The sequence below is a fragment of the Streptomyces tendae genome (assembly GCF_014650435.1).
GTDB lineage: Bacteria > Actinomycetota > Actinomycetes > Streptomycetales > Streptomycetaceae > Streptomyces > Streptomyces tendae.
Genome location: NZ_BMUY01000013.1, coordinates 203,897 through 227,463 on the forward strand (window position 1 = coordinate 203,897; position 23,567 = coordinate 227,463).

Annotated in this window: 23 protein-coding genes; 8 read left to right on the forward strand and 15 right to left on the reverse strand. The window is 71.9% G+C overall.

Annotation, left to right across the window (positions count from 1 at the left end; translation table 11 throughout):
* Window positions 1-57 precede the first annotated feature (57 nt).
* On the reverse strand, window positions 58-378 hold the full coding sequence (locus IE258_RS30670; RefSeq protein ID WP_127894761.1) for a CU044_2847 family protein: 321 nt from the start codon (window positions 376-378) through the stop codon (window positions 58-60).
* Window positions 379-473: 95 nt separating this feature from the next.
* Here IE258_RS30670 and IE258_RS30675 point away from each other — a divergent pair, with 95 nt between their 5' ends.
* Window positions 474-1,355, forward strand: a complete 882-nt coding sequence (locus IE258_RS30675; RefSeq protein WP_189748962.1) for a deoxyribonuclease IV — start codon at window positions 474-476, stop codon at window positions 1,353-1,355.
* A gap of 19 nt (window positions 1,356-1,374) precedes the next feature.
* Here IE258_RS30675 and IE258_RS30680 read toward each other — a convergent pair whose 3' ends face one another.
* Window positions 1,375-2,022, reverse strand: a complete 648-nt coding sequence (locus IE258_RS30680) for a sulfite oxidase-like oxidoreductase (RefSeq protein WP_127894763.1) — start codon at window positions 2,020-2,022, stop codon at window positions 1,375-1,377.
* 191 nt (window positions 2,023-2,213) lie between these two features.
* On the opposite strand from IE258_RS30680, the gene bfr reads away from it, so the two are divergent.
* The gene (bfr, locus tag IE258_RS30685; RefSeq protein ID WP_127894764.1) at window positions 2,214-2,717 is read left to right on the forward strand and encodes a bacterioferritin; all 504 of its coding nucleotides are present in this window, start codon (window positions 2,214-2,216) and stop codon (window positions 2,715-2,717) included.
* Window positions 2,718-2,733: 16 nt separating this feature from the next.
* On the opposite strand, the gene IE258_RS30690 is transcribed toward bfr, so the two are convergent.
* Both IE258_RS30690 and IE258_RS30695 read right to left on the reverse strand, forming a co-directional pair.
* Window positions 2,734-2,967 carry a (2Fe-2S)-binding protein gene (locus IE258_RS30690; protein ID WP_164883559.1) on the reverse strand — a complete coding sequence of 78 codons (234 nt, stop codon included), beginning with the start codon at window positions 2,965-2,967 and terminating at the stop codon, window positions 2,734-2,736.
* 165 nt (window positions 2,968-3,132) lie between these two features.
* Window positions 3,133-4,485 (reverse strand): class II 3-deoxy-7-phosphoheptulonate synthase, encoded by a 1,353-nt coding sequence (locus IE258_RS30695; protein ID WP_042825976.1) that lies wholly within the window; start codon window positions 4,483-4,485, stop codon window positions 3,133-3,135.
* Between the two features lie 169 nt (window positions 4,486-4,654).
* Between IE258_RS30695 and IE258_RS30700 the strand changes: the two genes are divergently transcribed.
* From IE258_RS30700 to IE258_RS30710, 3 genes are all read left to right on the forward strand, one after another.
* The gene (locus tag IE258_RS30700) at window positions 4,655-7,483 is read left to right on the forward strand and encodes an N-acetylmuramoyl-L-alanine amidase (protein WP_189748964.1); all 2,829 of its coding nucleotides are present in this window, start codon (window positions 4,655-4,657) and stop codon (window positions 7,481-7,483) included.
* A 45-nt stretch (window positions 7,484-7,528) separates the two neighbouring features.
* Window positions 7,529-7,585, forward strand: coding sequence for a trp operon leader peptide (locus IE258_RS42110; protein ID WP_071528813.1), 57 nt, complete (start codon window positions 7,529-7,531; stop codon window positions 7,583-7,585).
* Between the two features lie 100 nt (window positions 7,586-7,685).
* Window positions 7,686-9,611 carry an anthranilate synthase family protein gene (locus IE258_RS30710; RefSeq protein WP_189748966.1) on the forward strand — a complete coding sequence of 642 codons (1,926 nt, stop codon included), beginning with the start codon at window positions 7,686-7,688 and terminating at the stop codon, window positions 9,609-9,611.
* On the opposite strand, the gene IE258_RS30715 is transcribed toward IE258_RS30710, so the two are convergent.
* The 5 genes from IE258_RS30715 to IE258_RS30735 all read right to left on the reverse strand — a co-directional run bounded on the left by IE258_RS30715 (window position 9,569) and on the right by IE258_RS30735 (window position 14,535).
* Window positions 9,569-10,564: a 2-hydroxyacid dehydrogenase gene (locus IE258_RS30715; protein ID WP_189748968.1), complete on the reverse strand. Its 996-nt coding sequence runs from the start codon at window positions 10,562-10,564 to the stop codon at window positions 9,569-9,571. The genes IE258_RS30710 and IE258_RS30715 overlap by 43 nt on opposite strands.
* Before the next feature lie 84 nt (window positions 10,565-10,648).
* Window positions 10,649-11,677 carry a 6-phosphofructokinase gene (locus IE258_RS30720; RefSeq protein ID WP_189748969.1) on the reverse strand — a complete coding sequence of 343 codons (1,029 nt, stop codon included), beginning with the start codon at window positions 11,675-11,677 and terminating at the stop codon, window positions 10,649-10,651.
* Window positions 11,678-11,733: 56 nt separating this feature from the next.
* Entirely contained in the window at window positions 11,734-12,381 is a 648-nt protein-coding gene (locus IE258_RS30725; protein WP_189748971.1) for a response regulator, read from the reverse strand.
* 127 nt (window positions 12,382-12,508) lie between these two features.
* Window positions 12,509-13,750: a MacS family sensor histidine kinase gene (gene macS, locus IE258_RS30730; RefSeq protein WP_189748972.1), complete on the reverse strand. Its 1,242-nt coding sequence runs from the start codon at window positions 13,748-13,750 to the stop codon at window positions 12,509-12,511.
* A gap of 20 nt (window positions 13,751-13,770) precedes the next feature.
* Window positions 13,771-14,535, reverse strand: a complete 765-nt coding sequence (locus IE258_RS30735; protein ID WP_189749024.1) for a lysophospholipid acyltransferase family protein — start codon at window positions 14,533-14,535, stop codon at window positions 13,771-13,773.
* Between the two features lie 150 nt (window positions 14,536-14,685).
* Between IE258_RS30735 and IE258_RS30740 the strand changes: the two genes are divergently transcribed.
* Complete coding sequence (locus IE258_RS30740) at window positions 14,686-15,489, forward strand: alpha/beta hydrolase (protein ID WP_189748974.1); 804 nt, start codon at window positions 14,686-14,688, stop codon at window positions 15,487-15,489.
* Window positions 15,482-16,108 carry a hypothetical protein gene (locus IE258_RS30745; protein WP_159330099.1) on the forward strand — a complete coding sequence of 209 codons (627 nt, stop codon included), beginning with the start codon at window positions 15,482-15,484 and terminating at the stop codon, window positions 16,106-16,108. Before IE258_RS30740 ends, IE258_RS30745 begins: the two co-directional genes overlap by 8 nt.
* A 32-nt stretch (window positions 16,109-16,140) precedes the next feature.
* On the opposite strand, the gene IE258_RS30750 is transcribed toward IE258_RS30745, so the two are convergent.
* The 6 genes from IE258_RS30750 to IE258_RS30775 form a co-directional block, all read right to left on the reverse strand.
* Entirely contained in the window at window positions 16,141-16,902 is a 762-nt protein-coding gene (locus IE258_RS30750; RefSeq protein WP_189748976.1) for an endonuclease/exonuclease/phosphatase family protein, read from the reverse strand.
* Between the two features lie 145 nt (window positions 16,903-17,047).
* Window positions 17,048-18,001, reverse strand: a complete 954-nt coding sequence (locus tag IE258_RS30755) for an ROK family glucokinase (RefSeq protein ID WP_031035803.1) — start codon at window positions 17,999-18,001, stop codon at window positions 17,048-17,050.
* Between the two features lie 54 nt (window positions 18,002-18,055).
* Entirely contained in the window at window positions 18,056-18,592 is a 537-nt protein-coding gene (locus IE258_RS30760) for a DUF5304 domain-containing protein (protein WP_189748978.1), read from the reverse strand.
* A gap of 83 nt (window positions 18,593-18,675) precedes the next feature.
* On the reverse strand, window positions 18,676-19,848 hold the full coding sequence (locus IE258_RS30765) for an ArsA family ATPase (RefSeq protein WP_189748980.1): 1,173 nt from the start codon (window positions 19,846-19,848) through the stop codon (window positions 18,676-18,678).
* Between the two features lie 184 nt (window positions 19,849-20,032).
* Window positions 20,033-20,467, reverse strand: a complete 435-nt coding sequence (locus tag IE258_RS30770) for an SRPBCC family protein (protein ID WP_189748981.1) — start codon at window positions 20,465-20,467, stop codon at window positions 20,033-20,035.
* Window positions 20,468-20,575: 108 nt separating this feature from the next.
* On the reverse strand, window positions 20,576-21,373 hold the full coding sequence (locus tag IE258_RS30775; RefSeq protein ID WP_159330104.1) for a metallophosphoesterase family protein: 798 nt from the start codon (window positions 21,371-21,373) through the stop codon (window positions 20,576-20,578).
* 310 nt (window positions 21,374-21,683) lie between these two features.
* On the opposite strand from IE258_RS30775, the gene IE258_RS30780 reads away from it, so the two are divergent.
* On the forward strand, window positions 21,684-23,480 hold the full coding sequence (locus tag IE258_RS30780; RefSeq protein ID WP_189748983.1) for an AMP-dependent synthetase/ligase: 1,797 nt from the start codon (window positions 21,684-21,686) through the stop codon (window positions 23,478-23,480).
* The last annotated feature ends 87 nt before the right edge of the window (window positions 23,481-23,567 follow it).

Below are 23,567 nucleotides of genomic sequence, written 5' to 3' on the forward strand. Positions count from 1 at the left end.
GGGCCTCACTCCCCCGCGGCCGGATCCGGACACCCGGTCCGCCGGGCATGGGGCCCCTCAGCTTTCCCACACGGCACGCACGATCAGGTGGGCCTCTCCGGTCGCCTTGGCCACGACGGCACCCGCCTCCCCGCTGAGCTTCACCCCGAACTCCAGCTCCAGCCGTTTCGGAGCCACGGCCAGGGACGTCATGCGGCTGTGCGCCTCGGCGGCCATGCGCCGGATGCCGTCGAGGGCGTCGCCGAGGCCCTCCTGGGCACGCCGGACGACCGTGCTCCCGTTGACCGAGATCTCCTGCAGTCCGTAGACGTCCTCGTCGACCGGTTCGACCAGGACCCGGCCGCCGTCCGGCAGCGCGAAGCTGACGACGTCCCCCATGTGCACCCTCCCCAGGCTCGGCAGCGCCGGTGCGCTGGTGCAGTCGTACCCTCATCCGGGGCCCGTCCACACGTCCTGGCATCCTTGGTGCGGACATGAGCACCGCATCCCCCTCCCCCGTGCCGCGCAACCCCGTCGGCGGCCACGTCCCCGTGGCCGGCGGGCTGCACTCCGTCGGCCTGTCCCACGCCCGTGAGCTGGAGGCGGAGACCGTGCAGGTCTTCGTCGCCAACCCGCGCGGCTGGGCCACACCGGCCGGCAGTCCGAAGCAGGACGAGGCCTTCCGCGAAGCCTGCGCGGCCGCGTCGATCCCGGCGTACGTGCACGCGCCGTACCTGATCAACTTCGGCTCGCACACCGAGGCGACGGTGGAGCGGTCGGTCGAGTCGCTGCGGCACTCGCTGCGGCGCGGGCGGGCGATCGGCGCGCTCGGCGTGGTGGTGCACACCGGGAGCGCGACCGGCGGACGGGAGCGTTCGGTGGCGCTGAAGCAGGTGCGCGAGCACATGCTGCCGCTGCTGGACGAGCTGACCCACGACGACGACCCGTACCTGCTGCTGGAGTCGACCGCCGGACAGGGCTCCTCCCTGTGCTCGCGGACCTGGGACTTCGGGCCGTACTTCGAGGCGCTGGACGCCCATCCGAAGCTGGGCGTGTGCCTGGACACCTGCCACATCTTCGCGGCCGGCCACGACCTGACCGGCCCTTCCGGCATGCACCGGACCCTCGACCTGCTGGTGGACACCGTCGGCGAGGGCCGGCTGAAGCTGATCCACGCCAACGACTCCAAGGACGTGGCCGGAGCGCACAAGGACCGGCACGAGAACATCGGCGCCGGTCACATCGGCGAGGACCCGTTCCGGGCGCTGATGACGCACCCCGCGACCGAGGGCGTGCCGCTGGTCATCGAGACGCCGGGCGGCAAGGAGGGGCACGCGGCGGACGTGGCGCGGCTGAAGAAGCTGCGCGACGGCTGATCCGCCCGCCGGGGCCGGGTCACAGCTCGGGGCCGTCCCCGGGCTCCTCCTGGTAGGAGTAGCGCTGTTCCTTCCAGGGGTCGCCGATGTTGTGGTAGCCGCGCTCCTCCCAGAAGCCGCGCCGGTCGGCGGTCATGTACTCGATGCCGCGCACCCACTTCGGGCCCTTCCAGGCGTACAGGTGCGGGACGATCAGCCGCAGCGGGAAGCCGTGCTCGGCGGTGAGCAGCTCGCCGTCCTTGTGGGTGGCGAAGAGGGTGCGCCCGGCGGCGAAGTCGGACAGCCGGAGGTTGGAGCTGAACCCGTACTCGGCCCACACCATCACGTGGGTGACGTCGGGCGCGGGCGGGGCGAGCCGGAGGATCGTGGCGGCCGGGACACCGCCCCACTCGGCGCCGAGCATGCTGAACTTCGTGACGCAGTGCAGGTCGGCGACGACCGTGGTGTAGGGCAGGGCGGTGAACTCGTCGTGGGTCCAGCCGTGCTTCTCGTCGTCGGTGGTGGCGCCGAAGACCCGGAACTCCCAGCGCTCGGGGCGGAACTTGGGGACCGGTCCGTAGTGCGTGACGGGCCAGCCGCGCTGCAGCCGCTGCCCGGGTGGGAGCTCGAACCGCGACGCTCCTTGCGAACCGTCTTCTCCCGATCCGTCTTCCACCGGCTGACCCATGCCTCCATCCTGACAGACCCGGGCCGATGCCCCCGACCCACCTCACTTACATTCGGGCAAACGTCAATAATAGCGACGAAGCCGACTAAGCCTGTACTTACTTACTAAGTCAAGACTTACTGGACGATCTTCGACGCCGGTGCAATCATGCCGCGCAACACGCCTGTTCCCGTTCGAAGGAGCGTCAAGCGATGCAGGGCGACCCGGAAGTCATCGAGTTCCTCAATGAGCAGCTGACCGCCGAGCTCACGGCCATCAACCAGTACTTCCTGCACGCGAAGCTGCAGGACCACAAGGGCTGGACCAAGCTCGCGAAGTACACGCGCGCGGAGTCCTTCGACGAGATGCGCCACGCCGAGGTACTCACCGACCGCATCCTGCTCCTGGACGGCCTGCCGAACTACCAGCGGCTCTTCCACGTGCGGGTCGGCCAGAGCGTGACCGAGATGTTCCAGGCCGACCGGGAGATCGAGCTGGAGGCGATCGACCGGCTGCGCCGGGGCATCGAGGTGATGCGGGCCAAGCACGACATCACGTCGGCCAACGTCTTCGAGGCGATCCTCGCCGACGAGGAGCACCACATCGACTACCTGGAGACCCAGCTCGACCTGATCGAGAAGCTGGGCGAGTCGCTCTACCTGTCGACGGTGATCGAGCAGTCCCAGCCGGACCCGTCCGGACCGGGCTCGCTCTAAAGCGGGGGGCAGGCTTTCAGGCCGCCTCGGGAAGCTCCGAGAGGACCGGGGCGCCCTGGTCGGCCAGCTGCCGGCGGGGGCAGGCGCCGCGCCCGAGCAGGGCCTGGATGCGCCGTACGCAGCCGCCGCAGTCGGTGCCCGCCTTGCAGGCGGAGGCGATCTGCCGGGGGGTGCAGGCCCCGGCCTCCGCGTGGCTCTTCACCTGTTCCTCGGTGACACCGAAGCAGCTGCAGACGAACACGCGGTTCACCTCCCGGGCGGGGTACAAGGTCGTGCCGTACCGACGACCGGAGGGCCCGAATGATCGGTGAGGCAAACCTAACCTTACCCATCGCGCAAGGCCGGCAAAAGTGGGAGGGGCGCGGATCCCGTGTGACCCGCGCCCCATTTCACCCGCCCTCCGGGGGGCGGACCGTCACTGGTCCCGGTACATCTCCGCCACCAGGAACGCCAGGTCGAGCGACTGGCTCCGGTTGAGCCGCGGGTCGCAGGCCGTCTCGTAGCGCTGGTGCAGGTCGTCGACGAAGATCTCGTCGCCGCCGCCCACGCACTCGGTGACGTCGTCGCCGGTCAGCTCGACGTGGATGCCGCCCGGGTGGGTGCCGAGCGACTTGTGCACCTCGAAGAAGCCCTTGACCTCGTCGAGCACGTCGTCGAAGCGGCGGGTCTTGTGACCGGAGGCCGCCTCGTAGGTGTTGCCGTGCATCGGGTCGGTGATCCAGGCGACCGTCGCGCCGGACGCCGTGACCTTCTCCACCAGCTCCGGGAGCTTGTCGCGGATCTTGTCCGCGCCCATCCGGACGATGAAGGTCAGCCGCCCGGGCTCACGCTCTGGATCCAGCCGCTCGATGTACTGCAGCGCCTCCTCGGCCGTGGTGGACGGGCCGAGCTTGATCCCGATCGGGTTGCGGATCCGCGAGGCGAACTCGATGTGCGCGTGGTCCAGCTGCCGGGTGCGCTCACCGATCCACACCATGTGCCCGGACACGTCGTACAGCTGCCCCGTGCGCGAGTCGACACGGGTGAGGGCCGACTCGTAGTCCAGCAGCAGCGCCTCGTGCGAGGAGAAGAACTCCACGGTCTGGAACTCGGCCGGGTCCGTCCCGCACGCCCGCATGAAGTTCAGCGCGTTGTCGATCTCCCGCGCCAGCTGCTCGTAGCGCTGGCCGGAGGGCGAGGACTTCACGAAGTCCTGGTTCCAGGCGTGCACCTGCCGGAGGTCGGCGTAACCGCCGGTGGTGAAGGCGCGCACCAGGTTCAGCGTGGACGCCGAGGCGTGGTACATCCGCTTCAGCCGCTCGGGGTCCGGGATCCGGGCCTCTTCGGTGAAGTCGAAGCCGTTGACCGAGTCGCCCCGGTAGGTCGGCAGGGTCACGCCGTCGCGGGTCTCGGTCGGCTTGGAGCGCGGCTTGGAGTACTGGCCGGCGATCCGGCCGACCTTCACTACCGGCACGGACGCGGCGTAGGTGAGGACGGCGCCCATCTGGAGCAGCGTCTTGAGCTTGTTGCGGATGTGGTCCGCGGACACCGCGTCGAATGCCTCCGCGCAGTCGCCGCCCTGGAGGAGGAACGCCTCTCCCTTGGCGACGGCCGCCATCCGGGCGCGCAGCTGGTCGCACTCGCCCGCGAAGACGAGCGGCGGATACGACTCGAGGTCCGCGATCACTGCGCGCAGAGCCTCGGTGTCGGGGTACTCGGGCTGCTGCGCCGCGGGCAGGTCTCGCCAGGTGTTGCCAGCGCTCGGGCTGGTCTTAGCGTTCACGGTCACCCCTCAACCCTACGGGGTCGCGCCATGCCGTTTTCGCCCGGCTCGACAGGTGAGACGGGACCCCGGTGCGGTCCGCGGCGACCGGGTTGGTAACCTCACGCGCCTCGTGAGTTCGGATCACAGACGACTCTCGTACATATTCATATCGAGCGCATACCGGGGTGGGGTTTTGAGCGCGGATCATCGCAGGGACCGCAAGAAGAAGAGACTGCTCGTCTACGGCGTCGCCTCGGCGGTGGCCGTCGCCGCCACGGCCGGCGGCCTGGCCCTGGCCTCGCCGGGACTGCTCGGCTCGGACCAGGCCCAGGCGGCCGTGGCCCCGGGGGCCCGGCTGCAGAGCGAGTTCGAGCAGGCGGCCGAGGAGTTCGACGTCCCGCAGAGCGTGCTGATGGCGGTCTCGTACCGGCAGACGCGCTGGGAGGACCACGACGGGCTGCCGAGCACCACCGGCGCCTACAACGTCATGGGGCTCACGGACGTCGACGAGGACAGTCTGGAGAACGACGGCGCCGCCGAGGAGCGCGAGCACCGGCTCGAGCACATGAACCGCAGCGGCGACCCGGTCGTCGAGCAGCACTTCGACGCCGACAAGGCGCTGAAGAGCCTCGACGAGAAGCCCGTCGACACCGACGACCCGCGGCTGCACACCCTGGACGAGGCGGCCGGCCTCATCGACACGTCGGCCGAGAAGGTGCAGAGCGACACCGGCGAGAGCATCCGGGCGGGCGCCGCACTGCTGGCCAAGTACCAGAAGGACGCGACCGGTTCGCTGCCCGAGGACCCCGGCGCCTGGTACCCGGCGGTGGCCCGCGCCAGCCAGGCCCCGGACACCAAGGGCGCGCAGCTGTTCGCGCGGCGCGTGTTCGACTCGATCAAGACCGGCGAGCAGCGCGTCACCGCCGACGGCCAGTCGCTCAGCCTGCCCGCCGACCCCGCGGTGCAGCCGAAGAAGACCACGGACCTGGAGCTGGCCGCGGCCTCCGCCGCCCCGGCCCCCGAGTGCCCGTCCGGCCTGAACTGCGACTTCCGTCCCGCCGCCTACAAGCAGAACGGCGGCATCGACGACTGGGGCAACTACAACGTCGCGAGCCGCCCCACGGCCGGGCACGAGATCACCTCGATCGTGATCCACGACACCGAGGGCAGCTACAGCAGCGCCCTGGGCGTCTTCCAGAACTCGCTGTCCTACGCCAGCGCCCACTACCTGATCCGCGCCTCCGACGGTCTGGTCACCCAGATGGTCGAGAACAAGAACGAGGCGTGGCACGCGGCCAACAAGACCCTCAACATGCACTCGATCGGCATCGAGCACGAGGGCTACGCGATCAAGGACGGCAGCTGGTACACCGAGCCGCAGTACGAGTCCTCGGCCGCGCTGGTGAAGTACCTGGCCGGCAAGTACGACATCCCGCTGGACCGTGAGCACGTCCTCGGCCACGACGAGGTCCCGGGCGTCCTGGACGGCAACGTGAAGTCCCAGCACTGGGACCCGGGCCCGTTCTGGGACTGGAACCACTACATGGACCTGCTGGGCGCCCCCACCGGCGCCGAGGGCCCGGGCGGCCCGTACAAGGCGGGCCAGGTGATCCGCGTCGTCCCGCCGTTCACCACGGCCAACCAGCCGAAGATCACCAACGGCGGCTCCTCGGTCCCGAAGCAGCCGGCGAACTTCACCTACCTGTACTCCTCGCCGTCCACCTCCTCGGCCACGCTCACCGACCCGTACCTGGGCAGCCAGACCTGGACCGAGGGCTGGAACTGGGGCAACAAGGTCCTGGCCGGCGGCGAGTTCGTGGTCGCCGAGGCCCGGCAGGACTGGACGGCCATCTGGTACGGCGGCAAGAAGGCATGGTTCTACAACCGGGGCGGCCAGTCCGCCACCGCCGTCGGCACGCCGGACGTGGTCACGGCCAAGGCCGGGGCGAGCTCCATCCCGGTGTACGGGCGCGCCTACCCCGAGGACAGCGCGTACACGGGCACCGGAGTGCCGGTCCAGAGCAAGAACAACGAGTCGCTGACCAAGTACGGCGTTCTGGCCGGGCAGAAGTACGCCCTGGCCGGCGGGGCCATGAAGGGCTCGTACTACAACAGCGGCAACATCGACGGCTCGGGCGAGGGCTCGCGCACGGTGGTCGTGGGCAACACCACGTACTACCCGATCCGCTTCAACCACCGCATCGGCTACGTCCGCACGGCCGACGTCCAGCTGGCCAAGGGCACCGCGCCCGACCCGGGCACCGACCGGTACGACGTCCTCGGCCGGGACTCCTCGGGCGTGCTGTGGCAGTACCAGGGCACCGGCAGCGCGTCCTCGCCGTTCTTCGGCCGCTTCCGCATCGGCGGCGGCTGGAACGCCTACAACGCGGTGACCACGATGACGGCGCTGCGCGCCGACGGCACCGGCGACATGGTGGCCCGCGACAAGAGCGGCGTGCTCTGGTACTACAAGGGCAGCGGCGACATGACGGAGCCGTTCGAGTCCCGCGCCCGGGTCGGCGGCGGCTGGTCCGTCTACGACACGATCATCGGCGCCCGTGACCTCGACGGTGACGGCAGGCCGGACCTGATCGCCCGCGACAAGAGCGGCGTGCTCTGGCTCTACAAGGGCACCGGCAGCACCTCCGCACCCTTCGAGACCAAGTCCAGGATCGGCGGCGGCTGGTCGGTCTACAACGCGCTGGCCGACACCGGTGACCTCACGGGTGACGGCCGGGCGGACGTGATCGCCCGCGACAAGAGCGGTGTGCTGTGGCTCTACAAGGGCACCGGCAACGCCGCGGCGCCGTTCGAGGGCCGCAGCAGGATCGGCGGCGGCTGGTCGGTCTACGACGTGCTGAACGGCCCGAGCGACCTGAACCGCGACGGGGTTCCCGACCTGGTCGCCCGCGACAAGGACGGCGTGCTCTGGTACTACCAGGGCACCGGCAACGCCGCGGCGCCGTTCAAGGCCCGCGCCAGGGTCGGCGGCGGCTGGAACACGTACGGCATGATCATCTGAGCCGAACGCCGCCGTCCCGCGCGCGGATGCGCTAGGGTCGGCGGCATGTTCGCGCACTCGACCCAGAACTGGTGGTGGACCGCTCATCCGGCGGCCCACTGACTGCGCGCGACGCAAGACTCCGCGAAGGCCGCCCGAGGGGCGGCCTTCGGTGTTTCCGCGACCGGGCCCGTCCCTCCTGGACAACAGAGGGACACCACCCATGACACCGCCCACGTCATCTCCCGGGACACCGCTCGACGACCTCCTGGCCGACCCCCGCCCCTTCTCCCTGCTCCGCCGCCGGGCCCCCGGCCACGACCACGACCTGGTGGAGCTGCTGGTCGGCCCGGTCACGGAGCACGACCGGCTCGCCGACCTGCCCGACGAGGGGCTGGCGCTCGTCCCCTTCCGGCAGATCCGCGAGCGCGGCTTCGACGTCCGCGACGACGGCACACCGCTGCTGATGCTCACCCCCGAGGAGCGCCACGACATCCCGCTCGCCGAGGCGCTGGAGCGGCTGCCCGCGCACCGGGTCCGGGTCGAGGGCGGCGGCTTCGACGTCGGCGACGAGGAGTACGCGCGGATCGTCGGCCGGGTCCTCGACGAGGAGATCGGGCGGGGCGAGGGCGCCAACTTCGTGATCCGGCGGACGTACGAGGGCCGGATCCCCGGGTTCGGGCGGGCCGACGCGCTGGCGCTGTTCCGGCGTCTCCTGGAGGGCGAGCGGGGCGCGTACTGGACGTTCGTCGTGCACACCGGGGACCGCACGCTGGTCGGCGCCAGCCCGGAGGTGCACGTGCGGATGTCCGGGGGCACCGTCGTCATGAACCCGATCAGCGGCACGTACCGCTACCCCGCCGAGGGTCCGACGCCCGAGCACCTCCTCGGCTTCCTCGCCGACGGCAAGGAGATCGAGGAGCTGTCGATGGTCGTCGACGAGGAACTGAAGATGATGTGCACCGTCGGCGACATGGGCGGAGTGGTCGTCGGCCCGCGGCTCAAGGAGATGGCGCACCTCGCGCACACCGAGTACGAGCTGCGCGGGAAGTCCTCCCTGGACGCGCGGGAGGTGCTGCGGGAGACCATGTTCGCGGCGACGGTCACCGGCTCCCCGGTGCAGAACGCCTGCCGGGTGATCGAGCGGCACGAGGCCGGAGGGCGGGGCTACTACGCGGGCGCGCTGGCCCTGCTCGGGCGCGACCCCGGTGACGGGCCCGGCGGGGCGGCCGGATCCCAGACCCTCGACTCCCCCATCCTGATCCGCACCGCCGACATCGACGCCGACGGACGGCTGCGGGTGCCGGTCGGCGCCACCCTGGTGCGCGGCTCCGACCCGGCGGGCGAGGTGGCGGAGACCCACGCCAAGGCGGCCGGAGTGCTGGCGGCGCTGGGCGTACGTCCGTCCCGGCCGCGTACGGAGGCGGGGCGGCCGAGGCTGGCGGACGACCCCCGGGTGCGGGCCGCGCTGGACGGGCGCCGCGCCTCGCTGGCCCCGTTCTGGCTGCGGATGCAGGAGCCGTCGGCCGCGCTCGCCGGGCACGCCCTGGTCGTCGACGCGGAGGACACCTTCACGGCGATGCTCGCCCACCTGCTGCGTTCCTCCGGGCTGGCGGTGAGCGTGCGGCGGTACGACGAGCCCGGGCTGCGCGAGGCGGCGCTCGGGCACGAGGGCGGCCCGGTGGTGCTGGGTCCCGGGCCCGGTGATCCCACGGACCCGGCCGACCCGAAGATGCGCTTCCTGCGGGCCCTGACCGCCGAGGTGCTCGGCGCCAACCGGAACGGCGTCCTCGGCGTCTGCCTCGGGCACGAGCTGATCGCGGCGGAGCTGGGGCTCGGCATCGCCCGCAAGGAGGTGCCGTACCAGGGTGCGCAGACCGGGATCGACCTGTTCGGGCGGCCGGAGACGGTCGGCTTCTACAACAGCTTCACCGCGCGCTGCGACGACCGGGCGGCCACCGGGCTGGCCGCACGCGGCATCGAGGTGAGCCGGGCCGCGAACGGCGAGGTGCACGCGCTGCGCGGGCCGGGCTTCGCCGGCGTCCAGTTCCACCCCGAGTCGGTGCTGACGATGAACGGCACGGCGATCGTGCGGGAGCTGGCCGGTCAGCTGCGCGGGACGAGCACGTTCTCCGAGCGGCGGCCCTGACGGTAGTCGAGGACGTTGCGCACCGTGGCGTCGACGATCTGGCCGACGGCGTCCTCGGTGTAGTACGCCTGGTGCGAGGTGACCAGGACGTTCGGGAAGGTGACGAGGCGGGCCAGGGTGTCGTCCTCGACGGCCTCCAGGGACTTGTCGAGGAAGAACAGGCCCGCCTCGGCCTCGTAGACGTCGAGGCCCACGCCCGCGAAGCGGCCCGCGCGCAGCTCGCCGACGAGGGCCGCGGTGTCGATCAGGCCGCCGCGGCTGGAGTTGATCAGGATGGCGTCGTCCCGCATCGCCTTCAGGGCGGCCGCGTCGATCAGGTGCCGGGTCTCGGCCATCAGCGGCACGTGCAGCGTGATCAGGTCGGAGCGGGCGAGTAGCTCGTCCTTCGGGACGTAGCGCATGCCCAGTTCGGCGCAGGCCGGGTTCTCGGCGACGTCCCAGCCGAGCAGGCGCATGCCGAAGCCGTGGGCGATCCGGGCGAATGCCTCGCCGATCTTGCCGGTGCCGAGGACGCCGGCGGTGCGGCCGTGCAGGTCCCGGCCCATCAGGCCGTCGAGGCGGAAGTCGAAGTCGCGGGTGCGGATGGAGGCGCGCACGATCCGCCGGTTGACGGCCATGGCGAGGGCCCAGGCGAACTCGGCGACCGAGTACGGCGAGTAGTACGACACCCGGGCGACGGTCATGCCGAGCCGGTCGGCGGTGTCCAGGTCGACGTTGTTGAAGCCGGTGGAGCGCTGGGCCACCATCCGGGTGCCGCCGGCCGCGAGGATCTCCAGGACGGCCGCGCCGAGGTCGGCGTTGACGGAGGTGGAGACGATCTCGTGGCCGGCCGCGATGGGGGCGGTGTCCTCGTTGAGGAAGACGTCCAGGCAGCGGACGTCCTCGTGGTCGCGGAAGGCCCGCTCGATCAGGGGTTTCTCGTCGGCCTGGACGCCGAAGGCAAGGATCTCCATGACCGCTCCCGTCGTGGTGGGCTCCGGGCCGAATATACGGGCCGGGGCTCGCCGTCGCCGGTCAGCGGCCGGTTCGGCCGGGTGTCAGCCGAAGAACACGCCGACCTCCTCGTACAGCGCCGGGTCGACCGTCTTCAGCCGCGCCGTGGCCTCGGCGATGGGGACCCGGACGATGTCCGTGCCGCGCAGGGCGACCATCTTGCCGAAGTCCCCGTCGCGCACGCAGTCGATGGCGTGCAGGCCGAAGCGGGTGGCGAGCCAGCGGTCGAAGGCGCTGGGGGTGCCGCCGCGCTGGACGTGCCCGAGGACCGTGGTGCGGGCCTCCTTGCCGGTGCGTTTCTCGATCTGCTTGGCCAGCCACTCGCCGACCCCGGACAGCCGGACGTGCCCGTAGGAGTCCAGCGACTCGTCCTTGAGCACCATGTCGCCGTCGCGCGGCGTCGCGCCCTCGGCGACGACCACGATCGGGGCGTAGGACGCCCGGAAGCGGGAGGTCACCCAGGTGCACACCTGCTCGACGTCGAAGCGCTGCTCGGGGATGAGGATGACGTTGGCGCCGCCGGCCAGGCCCGAGTGCAGCGCGATCCAGCCGGCGTGCCGGCCCATGACCTCGACGACCAGGACGCGCATGTGGGACTCGGCGGTGGTGTGCAGCCGGTCGATGGCCTCGGTGGCGATGCCGACGGCGGTGTCGAAGCCGAAGGTGTAGTCGGTGGCGGACAGGTCGTTGTCGATGGTCTTGGGAACGCCGACGCAGGGCACGCCGTACTCGTCCGCGAGGCGGGTGGCGACACCGAGGGTGTCCTCGCCGCCGATGGTGATGAGCGCGTCGACGCCGAGTGCGGAGAGGTTCTCCTTGATGCGCCGGATGCCGTCCCGCTGCCCCAGCGGGTTGGTGCGCGAGGAGCCGAGGACGGTGCCGCCGCGGGGCAGGATGCCGCGGACGGCTGGGATGTCGAGCGGGACGGTGTCGCCCTCCAGGGGGCCGCGCCAGCCGTCCCGGAAGCCGGTGAAGTCGTAGCCGTACTCCTGGACGCCCTTGCGGACGACGGCCCGGATGACGGCGTTGAGCCCGGGGCAGTCGCCGCCTCCGGTCAGTACTCCGACCTTCATCGCGTAATCCCCTTGCCACAGTGGGTGGTTGAGGCCACTCCACTGTCCCGCGCGGGTCACGCGTCGTCCAGACCCCGTTCTATCGCGTACCGCACCAGCTCCACCCGGTTGTGCAGCTGGAGCTTGCCGAGGGTGTTCTGGACGTGGTTCTGCACGGTGCGGTGCGAGATGACGAGGCGTTCGGCGATCTGCTTGTAGCTCAGGCCCTTGGCGACCAGGCGCAGCACCTCGGTCTCCCGGTCGGTGAGCCGGGGCGCGCCGGGGTCGTCGGTGCCCGCGGCGGGCGCGGGTTCGGAGGCGAGGCGGCGGTACTCGCCGAGGACCAGTCCGGCGAGCCCCGGGGTGAAGACTGGGTCCCCCGCGGCCGTACGGCGCACCGCGTCCCGCAGCTCCTCGGTGGAGGCCGACTTCAGCAGGTACCCGGTCGCGCCGGACTTCACCGCCTCCAGCACGTCGGCGTGCTCCCCGCTCGCCGAGAGCACGAGCACGCGCAGCCGCGGGTCGGCGGCGACGACTTCCTTGCAGACCTGGACGCCGGGCTTGCCGGGCAGGTTGAGGTCGAGCACGAGGACGTCGGGGGCGGCGGCGCGGGCGCGGCGCACCGCCTGGTCGCCGTCGCTCGCGGTGGCGACCACCTCGAAGCCGGACTCGGCGAGGTCGCGGGCGACCGCGTCGCGCCACATGGGGTGGTCGTCGACCACCATGACCTTGATCTCATCCTGTCGCCGAGGTTGCTGCCCGTCACGGTCCTGCCGCCCGTGCTCCGGTCGTTCCGGTTCCTGCCGTTCCGATTCCTGCCGTTCGGGTTCCTGTCGTTCGGGTTCCCGTCGTTCACTCATGGTTCGCTGCCTTCCCCCGCGCGGTGGTACCGACGGTCTTCTTCGGTGCCTTCAGTTCGACCTCGGTGCCCTGCCCGGGCACCGAGATCAGCTCGGCCGTGCCGCCGAGGTCGCGCAGCCGGCCGCGGATCGACAGGGCCACGCCGAGCCGTCCCTCTCCCTCGGCCTCGGCGAGCCGCCTCTCCGGGATGCCGGGCCCCTCGTCGCGGACGGTGACGACCACCTCGTCCGGCTCGTCCTCGACCAGGATCCACGCGCGCGCCTGCTCACCGACGTGCTCGCGGACGTTGTCCAGCGCGGCGCCCACGGCCGCGGCCAGCTCCCGCGCGGCAGCCGGGGCCAGCAGGACCGGAGCGCCCGGTTCGGCGAGGTTCACCAGGGACCCGGCGTACGGGGCGAGCAGCGCGCGCAGATCGGCGGGGCCGTCTGGGTCCGCCCCCTCCGGCTCCTCGACCACCCGGACGACCGCGCCCTCGGCGGCGTCCTCCGAGACCCTGGAGACGGGTACCAGGCCGCCGGAGACCAGGGTGCGCAGGGCCACCTCCTGCTCACCGGCCAGCCGGCCCAGCTCGGCCGCCTCGCCGCCGATGACGGCGCCCCGGCGCTGCACCATCGCCAGCACCTGGAGGACGCTGTCGTGGATGTCCCGGGCGAGCCGCTCGCGTTCCCTGGTCGCCGCCTCGATCTCCAGGGCGCGCGCGAGGGTGCGCTCGGAGGCGCGGGCGACCTCGACGACGTAGCCGATGGCGATGGAGGCGACCCAGACGAGGATGACGTTGTGGACGGTGTCACGGGCCGGGGTGCCGCGTTCGACGAGGTTGGCGACGGCGACGAGGGTGGAGGCCACGGCGGCCCAGCGCCAGCCGCCCTTGACGGCGAAGGCGAGCACGGAGCCGGCGGTCCATATCGACGGCAGGGTCGGTCCGCCGTCCATGACGCGTTCGTGGGCGTCGGCGAAGGGCGTGAGCAGGATGCCGGTCAGCGCGACCGTGAGGTCGGCGGCAAGGAACCGCTTGGTGCAGCTCGCGGCGTTCGCAACCCTGGGGAGGGTGGCCAGGGTCCAGACGAACAGGACCGCGTAGTAGGCGACGGCGAGCCAGGGCCGGGCGAAGCCGGAGTAGGCGGTGGCGAAGAAGCCGATCGCGTACAGCATGGTGAGCACGCGGTAGCCGGCGAGCGCGCGCCACAGCGGCTGCTCGACCGACATCCGCATGACTCTCTCGCGCCTGGCCATGTCCGTCCCCCCTTCCCGGGCTACGTCCCGGCCCGGTCCTTCTCGGCCTTGTCGCCCTTGGCCGCCTTGTCGCCCTTGGCCGCCTTGTCGCCCTTGGCCGCCTTCTCGGCCTTCGCCGCCTCCGCGAGCTGCCGCTTCATGGCGGTCGCGTACATGTCGACGTACTCCTGGCCGGAGAGCTTCATGATCTCGTACATGACCTCGTCGGTCACCGCGCGGAGCACGAAGCGGTCGTGCTCCATGCCCTGGTAGCGGGAGAAGTCCAGCGGCTTGCCGATGCGGATGCCGGGCCGCATCAGCTTCGGCATCACCTGCCCGGGCGGCTGGATCTTCTCGGTGTCGATCATGGCGACCGGGACGACGGGCGCGCCGGTGGCGAGCGCCACGCGCGCGAGACCGCCCGGCTTGCCGCGGTAGAGGCGGCCGTCCGGGGAGCGGGTGCCCTCGGGGTAGATGCCGAACAGCTCGCCGCGCTCCAGGACCTCCATGCCGCTCTTGATGGCGGCCTCGCCCGCACCGCGCGCGCCGGAACGGTCCACCGGGAGCTGACCGACCCCCTTGAAGAAGGCGGCGGTGAGCCGGCCCTTGACCCCGGGGGTGTTGAAGTACTCGGCCTTGGCGATGAAGGTCACCTTGCGGTCGAGGACGGCGGGCAGGAAGAACGAGTCGGAGAACGACAGGTGGTTGCTCGCCAGAATGGCGGGCCCCTCGGCCGGGATGTACTCCAGGCCCTCCACCCAGGGCCGGAAGGCGAGCTTCAGCGACCCCCCGACGGTGACCTTCATCGCGCCGTACAACAACCGAGTGCCTCCCATGTCTGTGGGTCAGACCTTAACCCGCGGCGCCGTCAATGGCCCCGACGGCCCTGGTCGGTGTCAGTGCGGTCGCGTACGGTGAAAGACCCGCGAGTATCCCTGACGACAGGAGACCGAGACGTGTCGGTCCTGCCCGGAGCCGAGCCGTACCGCCACGAGGGCGGTGAGGTCGGCGTCCTCCTCTGTCACGGCTTCACAGGCTCCCCGCAGTCGCTGCGCCCCTGGGCCCACCACCTGGCCGCGCGCGGCCTGACCGTGTCGCTGCCGCTGCTGCCCGGGCACGGCACCCGCTGGCAGGACATGCAGGTCACCGGCTGGCAGGACTGGTACGCGGAGGTGGACCGCGAGCTGCGGGTCCTGCGCGAGCGCTGCGCGCGGGTCTTCGTGGCCGGGCTGTCCATGGGCGGCGCGCTGGCGCTGCGGCTCGCCGCCAAGCACGGGGACGCGGTGTCGGGCGTCGTCGTGGTCAACCCGGCGAACCGGATGCACGGCGTCGCCCAGCACGCCCTTCCGGTCCTGCGCCACCTGGTGCCCGCGACGAAGGGCATCGCCAGCGACATCGCCAAGCCGCTCAGCACGGAGCTGGGGTACGACAAGGTGCCGCTGCACTCGGCGCACTCGCTGCGCGCCTTCTTCCGTCTCGCCGACGGCGACCTGCCGCAGGTGACCCAGCCGCTGCTGTTGCTGCGCAGTCCGCAGGACCACGTGGTGCCGCCGGCCGACTCGGCGCGGATCCTGGGCCGGGTGTCGTCGACGGACGTGACGGAGATCCTGCTGGAACAGAGCTACCACGTGGCGACGTTGGACCACGATGCGGACCGGATCTTCGCGGAGAGCGTCGCGTTCATCGGCCGGCTCGCGCCCGGTTCCGTCGGGGAACCGGAGTCCGGTCTCGGCAAGGAAGGGACGACCGCAGGTGGCTGAGCACGACTCCGACCGCGAGGACCGCGAGGAGCGCGAGGAGCGGGACCTGGAGCGGGAGCACCGCGAGGGACGGGAGCGCGCGGCGGACGGCGGCCCCGAGGCACAGGACGTGCCCATCGACGAGGACGCCGCCTGGGCCGCGATCGTCGCCGGGTACGGAGAGGAGCCCCCGGACCCGCCGGGCGCCAAGCCGTTCAAGTCGGTCGAGGACCTGGCGCTGCTGGAGCCGGAGGTGAACGACGAGAAGCCCTCGGCGGACCGGCCCGCCTCGGACCGGCCGCTGGGCAGCTCGGTCGCCTTCGCGCCCGGCGTCGGCCCGCGCGACCACACGCCCGCCGAGCCGTCCGACGACGACTTCGACGCGGACGACGAGGGCCACTTCGTGCCGCCCGAGCCGCCACCGCTGCCCGATGCCGACCCCACGGCGAAGTTCGCCTGGCTGGGTGTGGTCGGCGGTCCGGTGCTGCTCCTGCTGGCGGTGGTGCTCGGCTGGGACATGACCTGGTGGCTGACGACCCTGAGCATCGGCGGCTTCCTCGGCGGCTTCGCCACCCTGTTCATGCGGATGCGCACGGGCGAGGAGGACGACGACGATCCGGGGCGGGGCGCGGTGGTGTAGCCGGGCGGCGGCCGGACCCCCGGTCCTCCGGGTCAGGCGGTCGCGGGTACGCGGAGGGCGGTCAGGACCGGGAGGTGGTCCGTGGCCGCCCTCAGGTCGTCCTCGGCCACCCCGGGCAGTCCCGACGGCACCCCGCAGCCCAGCACCTCGACGCCCTCGGTGACGAAGACCGCGTCGATACGGCGGTCCGGGGCGGTGGCCGGGAAGGTGTATTCGCCGCCCCTGGGCGCCGCGGTCCAGCAGTCGCGCAGCCCGTCCCCGAGCCGCCGGAAGGTGCGCCCGCCGGGGCGCTCGTTCAGGTCGCCGCCCGCCACCGCGTGCTTCACGCCGAGGGCGGCCAGGTGGTCGAGGAGCAGCCCGGCCTGGTCGTGGCGCTCGTCGGCGTCCAGGGACAGGTGGGTGCTGAGGACGCCGAGACGGGCCCCGCCGATCCGGACCACGGCGGCGGCGATGCCGCGGCGGTGTTGGCCGGGGGTGAGCGGGAGCAGCGTGTCCTCGGTGCGCTCGACGGTGGCCCGCAGGGAGCAGAGCAGCGCGGGGCCGGCGGCGGTTCCGCCGCCGGAGAGCAGGACCAGGTCGCAGGCGGCGGCGAGCCGGGTGATCTTCTTGCGCCAGCGGAAGAAGCGGGGGGCCTCCTGGAGGAGGACGAGGTCGGGCGCGCAGGCCGTGATGACGCGGGCGAGGGCGTCGGTGTCGTCGCGCAGTGAGCGGATGTTGTAGCTCAGGACGCGGATGACCGCGGAACCGTCGGGCTCGGTGCGGGAGTTGGGGAGGGCGGGGAGGGACGTTGCCATGCCGTCAATTTACGGGAACGCATGATCAGGCGCCTCATGGGTCGGGGCGCGAGGTCTGTGGGCGACTGCCGGTTCGTCGTGGCTGGTCGCGCAGTTCCCCGCGCCCCTTGGGGTGGGACGGGTCCCGTCGATCAAAAGGTGATCGTCACATGATCGGGTCGGGCTCCCGGGCCAGGTCGGCCGCGCCTACCAGGCCGGCCTTGTTGCCGAGTTGGGCGGCGACGACGTCGGCGACCGGGCGCCAGTTGCCGCCGACCAGCCAGCGCTTGTAGGACTTGCGGATCGGGTCGAGGACCAGGTCTCCCTCGTCCGAGAGGCCGCCGCCGACGATGAACGCCGACGGGTCGAAGAGCGAGGCCAGGTCGGCGAGGCCGGCACCGGCCCAGCGGGCCAGCTCCCGGTAGGAGTCGACGGCGACCGGGCAGCCCTGGCGGGCGGCGACCGAGATGTGCTTGCCCTCGATGCCGTCGGGGGTCCCGTCACCGAGTGCGAGCAGCACCTCGGCGCGCTCGGGGGTGGCGTTGGCACGCTGCTTGGCGTACCGCACCAGCGCCCGGCCCGACGCGTACTGCTCCCAGCAGCCCTGCGAACCGCAGCCGCACAGCAGACCGTCGGGCACCATGCGGATGTGCCCGAACTCGGCGGCCACGCCGAAGTGACCTCGGCGCAGCTTGTTGCCGATGATGATGCCGCCGCCGAGGCCGGTGCCGAGGGTGATGCAGATGACGTTGCGGTGGCCCTTGCCGCCGCCGAACTTGTACTCGCCCCAGGCCGCGGCGTTGGCGTCGTTCTCCACGACGACCGGGAGGCCGACGCGGGCCTCGACCTTCTCCTTGAGCGGCTCCTGGCGCCAGTCGATGTTGGGCGCGAAGTAGACCGTGGAGCGCTGACGGTTGACGTATCCGGCGGCACCGATGCCGACGCCGACGATCTCGTGTCCCACGCGCGCGCCCTCCACCGCGGAGGCGATGGCGTCCACGATGGCCTCGGGTGTGGTGGGGGTCGGCACCTTGTGGGTCGAGAGGATGTTGCCTTCCTCGTCGACCACGCCGGCCGCGATCTTCGTGCCGCCGATGTCGACGCCGATGGTGAGTCCCATGAATCCCTCAGTTCGGTCGAGCCCCGCTAAGGGCAACCGTACCCGAGGCGGGGCTCAGTCCAGGTCGATGCGCTGGCCCGGGCCGGTGCCCTCGTCGCCGTCGTCGCGGCCGTCGGCGTCGCGTTCGTCCAGGTCACGGGGGTCGCGTGGATCTCCGGGCGCGGTGTCGCCGGTGGTCCAGCGGCGTTCCTGGTTCTGGACGGCGGAGCGGTAGGCGGCGAGGAGTTCGCCGCCGGCGGCGGCGAGGTGGTCGAACAGGTCCGGGTTGCGCTCGATGACCGGTTCGACGGCGGCCTTCGCCTGCTGCACGACCTGCCGGACCACCTGCTGGGCGGCGGGGCCGGCGATCTGGCCGAGCAGCGGTGACTGGAGACCGGACAGCTTGTCCGCGACGGTGTCGACGAGCCGGCGCAGTTCCTCGGCGGCGGAGCCGGGCGGCGGCCCGTACTCGGCACGGCGGCGGGCCTTCTCCGCCTCCAGGTCCTCGGCGCACGCCGTGGCCCAGGCGTCGGCGTCGGTCGCTCGCGTCTCGTCGACCGCGTCGGCCTCGTCGGGGCGGGGGGCCTCGGACGGGGGGAGCTCTTCGCTCATGACGGACTCCTGACTACGGTTCGTCCTTACGACGTTACCCGAACGGACCCGGGCTCCGACGGGTCCTGTCGAGTCCTGTCGGGTCAGCGTCCCCGCGGCCACAGTTCCGGGTCCGGCGCGAACCGGACGGCGAGAGTCCCGTCCCGCAGCGCGGCCCCGTCGACGCTGCAGCGGCGCAGTGCGGAGGGCAGCGGGACGACGCGGCGGAAGGGCCCGGCGGCGACGACCAGTTCGTCGCCGCGGCGGATCAGGTCGAGGTCCTCGCGCACGGCTCCGGGCAGCGGGATGTGCCAGACCAGCACGCCGTCCTCGGCCAGCCGGTCGGTGACGGGCCACTCGACCGGGGAGGCGTCCGCGTTGACGCCGGGCACGTCGAGGACCGCGAGGTCGTCCGTGCCGCGCGGGTCACGGCCCAGATGGGCGACGGCTCGGACGTCGTGGTCCCCGCGCCACTCCTCCAGGGTCTTGCGCTGCTGCGCGAGGGGGCCGCTGAGCCAGCTGTCCGCCGGGGCGTCCTCGGGCAGGGCTCGGTTGGCGACCAGGAGGTCGGTGCGCAGGCCGCGCAGGGCGAGGCCGAGCGCGGTGGCGCGGACGGCGTCGGCCCCGGCCGGTCCGGGTTCGGCGACCAGCCGTACGACGGTGTGCCGGTCGGCCAGTACGGCCTCGGCGGCGGCCAGTTCCAGGTCCCAGCGTGCGGCGGCCTCGTACAGCGCCTCGGCCGGCATGGGGACGCCCGCGAGCCGGCCGAGGACGGGGCGCAGGGCGCGGGCGGCCTGCCGCTCGGGCGGGAGCAGGCGGCGCAGGCAGCGGCGCAGTTCCTCCGGCGCGGCGAGCAGGGCGAGGGCGCGCGGCGCGGGCGGCAGGTCGACGACGAGGAGGTCGTGCGCCTCGGCGAGGGCGGCCTCGCGCAGGGCCCGCAGCAGGGCGAGGTCCTCTGCGCCGGGCAGCGGGGTGAGGTCCTCGGGGTCGAGGCGGGAGGCGCCGAGGAGGTCGAGCGCGGAGGCGGCGCGGTCCTGAAGGGCGGCGAGGCCGTCCCGGAAGCCCTGGGCGGCGTCGGGGCGCCAGACGGTGAGGCCGGGTTCCACGGGGGTCGGCGCCGGGCCGGTGCGCAGGCCAAGCACGGCGCCGAGGGTGTCGTCGCGGTCGGTGCCGAGGAGGAGGGTTCGGGTGCCCTCGCGGGCGGCGGTGAGCGCGGTGGCGGCGGCGACGGTGGTGCGGCCGGTGCCGCCGGGGCCCGTGATCAGGAGGGTGCGCATGGGGGTGAACGGTACCTGGGGGCTCCGCCGGTTGGGCTGGTGACCGGCGGGGTGCGCTGCCCGGCGTTGCGGGGTGCCGCTGCGCCCACCCGTGCCGCCTGGGGGTACCTCCCAGGCCCGTTCAGGCACTGGGGGAAGCACGATTGCCCGCAGCTACGGGGCGGCACTGCGGCCCGCAGCTGGGTTACTTCGACTCGACCCGCTTCTTCAGGCCGGCCAGGGCTCGGTCGATGATGACCTTTTCCGCCTTGCGCTTGATCATGCCGAGCATCGGGATCTTGACGTCCACCGTGAGCCGGTAGGTGACCTCCGTGCCCGTGCCCGCCGGGCGGAGGAGGTAGGAGCCGTCGAGGGAGCGCAGCATCTGGGACTTGACCAGCGTCCAGGACACCTCGTGCTCGCCGGTCCAGGTGTACCCCAGGGTCTGGTCGTCCTTGATCGCCCCGGCGTCCATGACGAGCCGGACCTGCTCGGCACGCCCCTGCTCGTCGGTCGCGAGGACCTGGGCCTCCTTCACCTCGCCCGTCCAGTCCGGGTAGCGCTCGAAGTCGGAGATCACCGCCATGACGTCGGCCGGGGCCGCCTCGATGGTGATGCTCGAGCTGGTGTGTTCCGCCATCGCCGTGGCTCCTCCGGATGCGGGCCGCTACGTGTGTGCCGCGTGAAGGCTATCGCGCACGCGGCGGGCACATGCCACTACCCACCTGCACAGGTCCGCCGCGCGCGGTCACCACTCCAGCGCCCACGGCCGTCCCGTCGACGCGAAGTGACCGACGTTCACGCATTCGGTCGCGCCGACGCGCATCCGCCGTACCAGCGGCTGGTGGACGTGCCCGAACAGGGCGTAGCGGGGACGGGTGCGGCGGATCGCGTCCAGCAGCGCGCGGCTGCCCCGCTCGAAGCGCCGGGCGACCGTGTCGTAGACCAGTTCCGGCACCTCGGGCGGGATGTGGGTGCACAGCACGTCCACCTCGCCGACGGCCTCGATCTTCGCGGCGTACTCCTCGTCGCTGATCTCGTACGGCGTGTTCATCGGGGTGCGCAGTCCGCCGCCGACGAAGCCGAAGACGCGGCCGCCGATCTCCACCCGCTCCCCGTCGAGCACGGTGGTGCCGGGGCCGGCGTACTCGGGCCACAGCGGGGGCACGTCGACGTTGCCGTAGGTGGCGTACGTCGGAGTGGGGAACGCGGCGAACAGTTCGGCGTACTGCCTGCGCACCGCCCGCTCGATCAGCTCCCGCCGGTCCCCGTCGACCCCGGCCCACAACCGCGTCCCGAGCTCCCGTGCCTCGGCGAAGCGGCGGGCGGTGCGCAGCGCGACGATGCGGTCGGCGTTCGCGACGCCGAACAGGTCGGGGAAGATGCCGCGCGAGTGGTCGGCGTAGTCCAGGAAGAGGACCAGGTCCCCGAGACAGATCAGGGCGTCGGCGCCCTCGCCGGCCCTGGCGAGGTCGCGGGCGTTGCCATGGACGTCGCTGACCACGTGGACGCGCGTGGTCGTGTTACGGGGCGGTGTGGGTGCCATGGCGATCAAGCGTAAGCAGCGCGCGCGTGCTGTGAACAGTGGCGGTCGGACCTGCGGTTACTGGCTGGTCCGTTGATCCGTCGACTACTGTGCGCAAAGCAAACCCCATCCGTGTGACGCAGCGAACATCTCGCGGGGACCCCCTGTCGGAGAACGCATACCGGCGGGTAACGTCCGGGCAGTCCAGTCGTGCTCTGGATTTCAACATGTGAATCCCGCATGAGTCCTCCGGAGCCACAGCCCGAGCCTTGGACCGCACCGTCGCATCACACAACGTCGTGGCGCCGGCGCCCTATGAGGAGCAGCAGTCTTGCGCGAGTTCAGCCTTCCGGCCTTGTACGAGGTCCCCGCGGACGGAAACCTGACCGACATCGTCCGCAGAAACGCCGCGCAGCATCCGGACGTCGCCGTCATCGCCCGCAAGGTGGGAGACACCTGGCAGGACGTGACCGCGCGCGCCTTCCTCGCCGAGGTGCACTCCGCCGCCAAGGGCCTCATCGCCTCCGGCGTCCAGCCGGGCGACCGGGTCGGTCTGATGTCCCGCACCCGCTACGAGTGGACGCTGCTGGACTTCGCGATCTGGAGCGCGGGCGCGATCACCGTGCCGGTGTACGAGACCAGTTCGGCGGAGCAGGTGCAGTGGATCCTCGGCGACTCGGGGGCCACGGCGTGCGTCGTGGAGTCGGCCGGGCACGCGGCCGCCGTCGAGTCGGTGCGCGAGCAGCTGCCCGCCCTCAAGAACGTCTGGCAGATCGACGCCGGCGCGGTGGAGGAGCTGGGGCGTCTGGGCCAGGACGTCACGGACGCCACCGTCGAGGAGCGCGGCTCGATCGCGAAGGCCGACGACCCCGCGACCATCGTCTACACCTCCGGCACCACGGGCCGCCCCAAGGGCTGCGTGCTCACCCACCGCAGCTTCTTCGCGGAGTGCGGCAACGTGGTGGAGCGGCTGCGGCCGCTCTTCCGCACCGGGGAGTGCTCGGTCCTCCTCTTCCTGCCGCTCGCGCACGTCTTCGGGCGCCTGGTCCAGGTCGCGCCGATGATCGCGCCGATCAAGCTGGGCAACGTCCCCGACATCAAGAACCTCACCGACGAGCTGGCCGCCTTCCGGCCCACGCTGATCCTCGGCGTGCCGCGCGTCTTCGAGAAGGTGTACAACTCGGCGCGCGCCAAGGCGCAGGCGGACGGCAAGGGCAAGATCTTCGACAAGGCCGCGGACACGGCGATCGCGTACAGCAAGGCCCTGGACACCGCGTCGGGTCCGTCCGTCGGCCTGAAGATCAAGCACAAGGTCTTCGACAAGCTCGTCTACAGCAAGCTCCGCACGGTCCTCGGCGGCCGCGGCGAGTACGCCATCTCCGGCGGCGCCCCGCTCGGCGAGCGGCTCGGTCACTTCTTCCGCGGCATCGGCTTCACGGTCCTGGAGGGCTACGGCCTGACCGAGTCCTGCGCGGCCACCGCCTTCAACCCCTGGGACCGGCAGAAGATCGGCACGGTGGGCCAGCCGCTGCCCGGCTCGGTGGTGCGCATCGCGGACGACGGCGAGGTGCTGCTGCACGGCGAGCACCTGTTCAAGGAGTACTGGAACAACCCGGGGGCGACCGCGGAGGCGCTGGCCGACGGCTGGTTCCACACCGGCGACATCGGCACCCTCGACGAGGACGGCTACCTGCGGATCACCGGCCGCAAGAAGGAGATCATCGTCACCGCCGGCGGCAAGAACGTCGCACCGGCCGTCATAGAGGACCGCATCCGCGCGCACGCGCTGGTCGCGGAGTGCATGGTGGTCGGCGACGGGCGGCCCTTCGTGGGCGCGCTGGTCACCCTCGACGAGGAGTTCCTGGGCCGCTGGTGTGCGGAGCACGGGAAGCCGGCCGGTTCGACCGCGGTGTCGCTGCGCCAGGACCCGGATCTGCTCGCGGCGATCCAGGACGCGATCGACGACGGGAACGCGGCGGTGTCCAAGGCGGAGTCGGTGCGGAAGTTCCGGGTGCTGGGGGCGCAGTTCACGGAAGAGTCGGGGCATCTGACGCCGTCGCTGAAGCTGAAGCGGAATGTTGTGGCGAAGGACTACGCGGACGAGATCGAGGCGATCTATTCCAAGTGAGGGCGCCTAGTGGGGTGCGGCTTGATCACCGTGGGCGGGGGCGGATCCGTTGTGGCTGGTCGCGCAGTTCCCCGCGCCCCTGAGTAT

Coding starts and splice junctions, on each gene's coding strand:
- IE258_RS30735 (WP_189749024.1), bottom strand. CDS start 14,535: ATGAAGGTCACCGTCGGGGGGTCGCTGAAGCTCGCCTTCCGGCCCTGG.
- IE258_RS30715 (WP_189748968.1), bottom strand. CDS start 10,564: ATGGAGATCCTTGCCTTCGGCGTCCAGGCCGACGAGAAACCCCTGATC.
- IE258_RS30680 (WP_127894763.1), bottom strand. CDS start 2,022: ATGGGTCAGCCGGTGGAAGACGGATCGGGAGAAGACGGTTCGCAAGGA.
- IE258_RS30770 (WP_189748981.1), bottom strand. CDS start 20,467: ATGGCGGAACACACCAGCTCGAGCATCACCATCGAGGCGGCCCCGGCC.
- bfr (WP_127894764.1), top strand. CDS start 2,214: ATGCAGGGCGACCCGGAAGTCATCGAGTTCCTCAATGAGCAGCTGACC.
- IE258_RS30775 (WP_159330104.1), bottom strand. CDS start 21,373: ATGGCACCCACACCGCCCCGTAACACGACCACGCGCGTCCACGTGGTC.
- IE258_RS30725 (WP_189748971.1), bottom strand. CDS start 12,381: ATGGTGGTCGACGACCACCCCATGTGGCGCGACGCGGTCGCCCGCGAC.
- IE258_RS30710 (WP_189748966.1), top strand. CDS start 7,686: ATGACACCGCCCACGTCATCTCCCGGGACACCGCTCGACGACCTCCTG.
- IE258_RS30720 (WP_189748969.1), bottom strand. CDS start 11,677: ATGAAGGTCGGAGTACTGACCGGAGGCGGCGACTGCCCCGGGCTCAAC.
- IE258_RS30760 (WP_189748978.1), bottom strand. CDS start 18,592: ATGAGCGAAGAGCTCCCCCCGTCCGAGGCCCCCCGCCCCGACGAGGCC.
- IE258_RS30765 (WP_189748980.1), bottom strand. CDS start 19,848: ATGCGCACCCTCCTGATCACGGGCCCCGGCGGCACCGGCCGCACCACC.
- IE258_RS30670 (WP_127894761.1), bottom strand. CDS start 378: ATGGGGGACGTCGTCAGCTTCGCGCTGCCGGACGGCGGCCGGGTCCTG.
- macS (WP_189748972.1), bottom strand. CDS start 13,750: ATGGCCAGGCGCGAGAGAGTCATGCGGATGTCGGTCGAGCAGCCGCTG.
- IE258_RS30755 (WP_031035803.1), bottom strand. CDS start 18,001: ATGGGACTCACCATCGGCGTCGACATCGGCGGCACGAAGATCGCGGCC.
- IE258_RS30750 (WP_189748976.1), bottom strand. CDS start 16,902: ATGGCAACGTCCCTCCCCGCCCTCCCCAACTCCCGCACCGAGCCCGAC.
- IE258_RS30675 (WP_189748962.1), top strand. CDS start 474: ATGAGCACCGCATCCCCCTCCCCCGTGCCGCGCAACCCCGTCGGCGGC.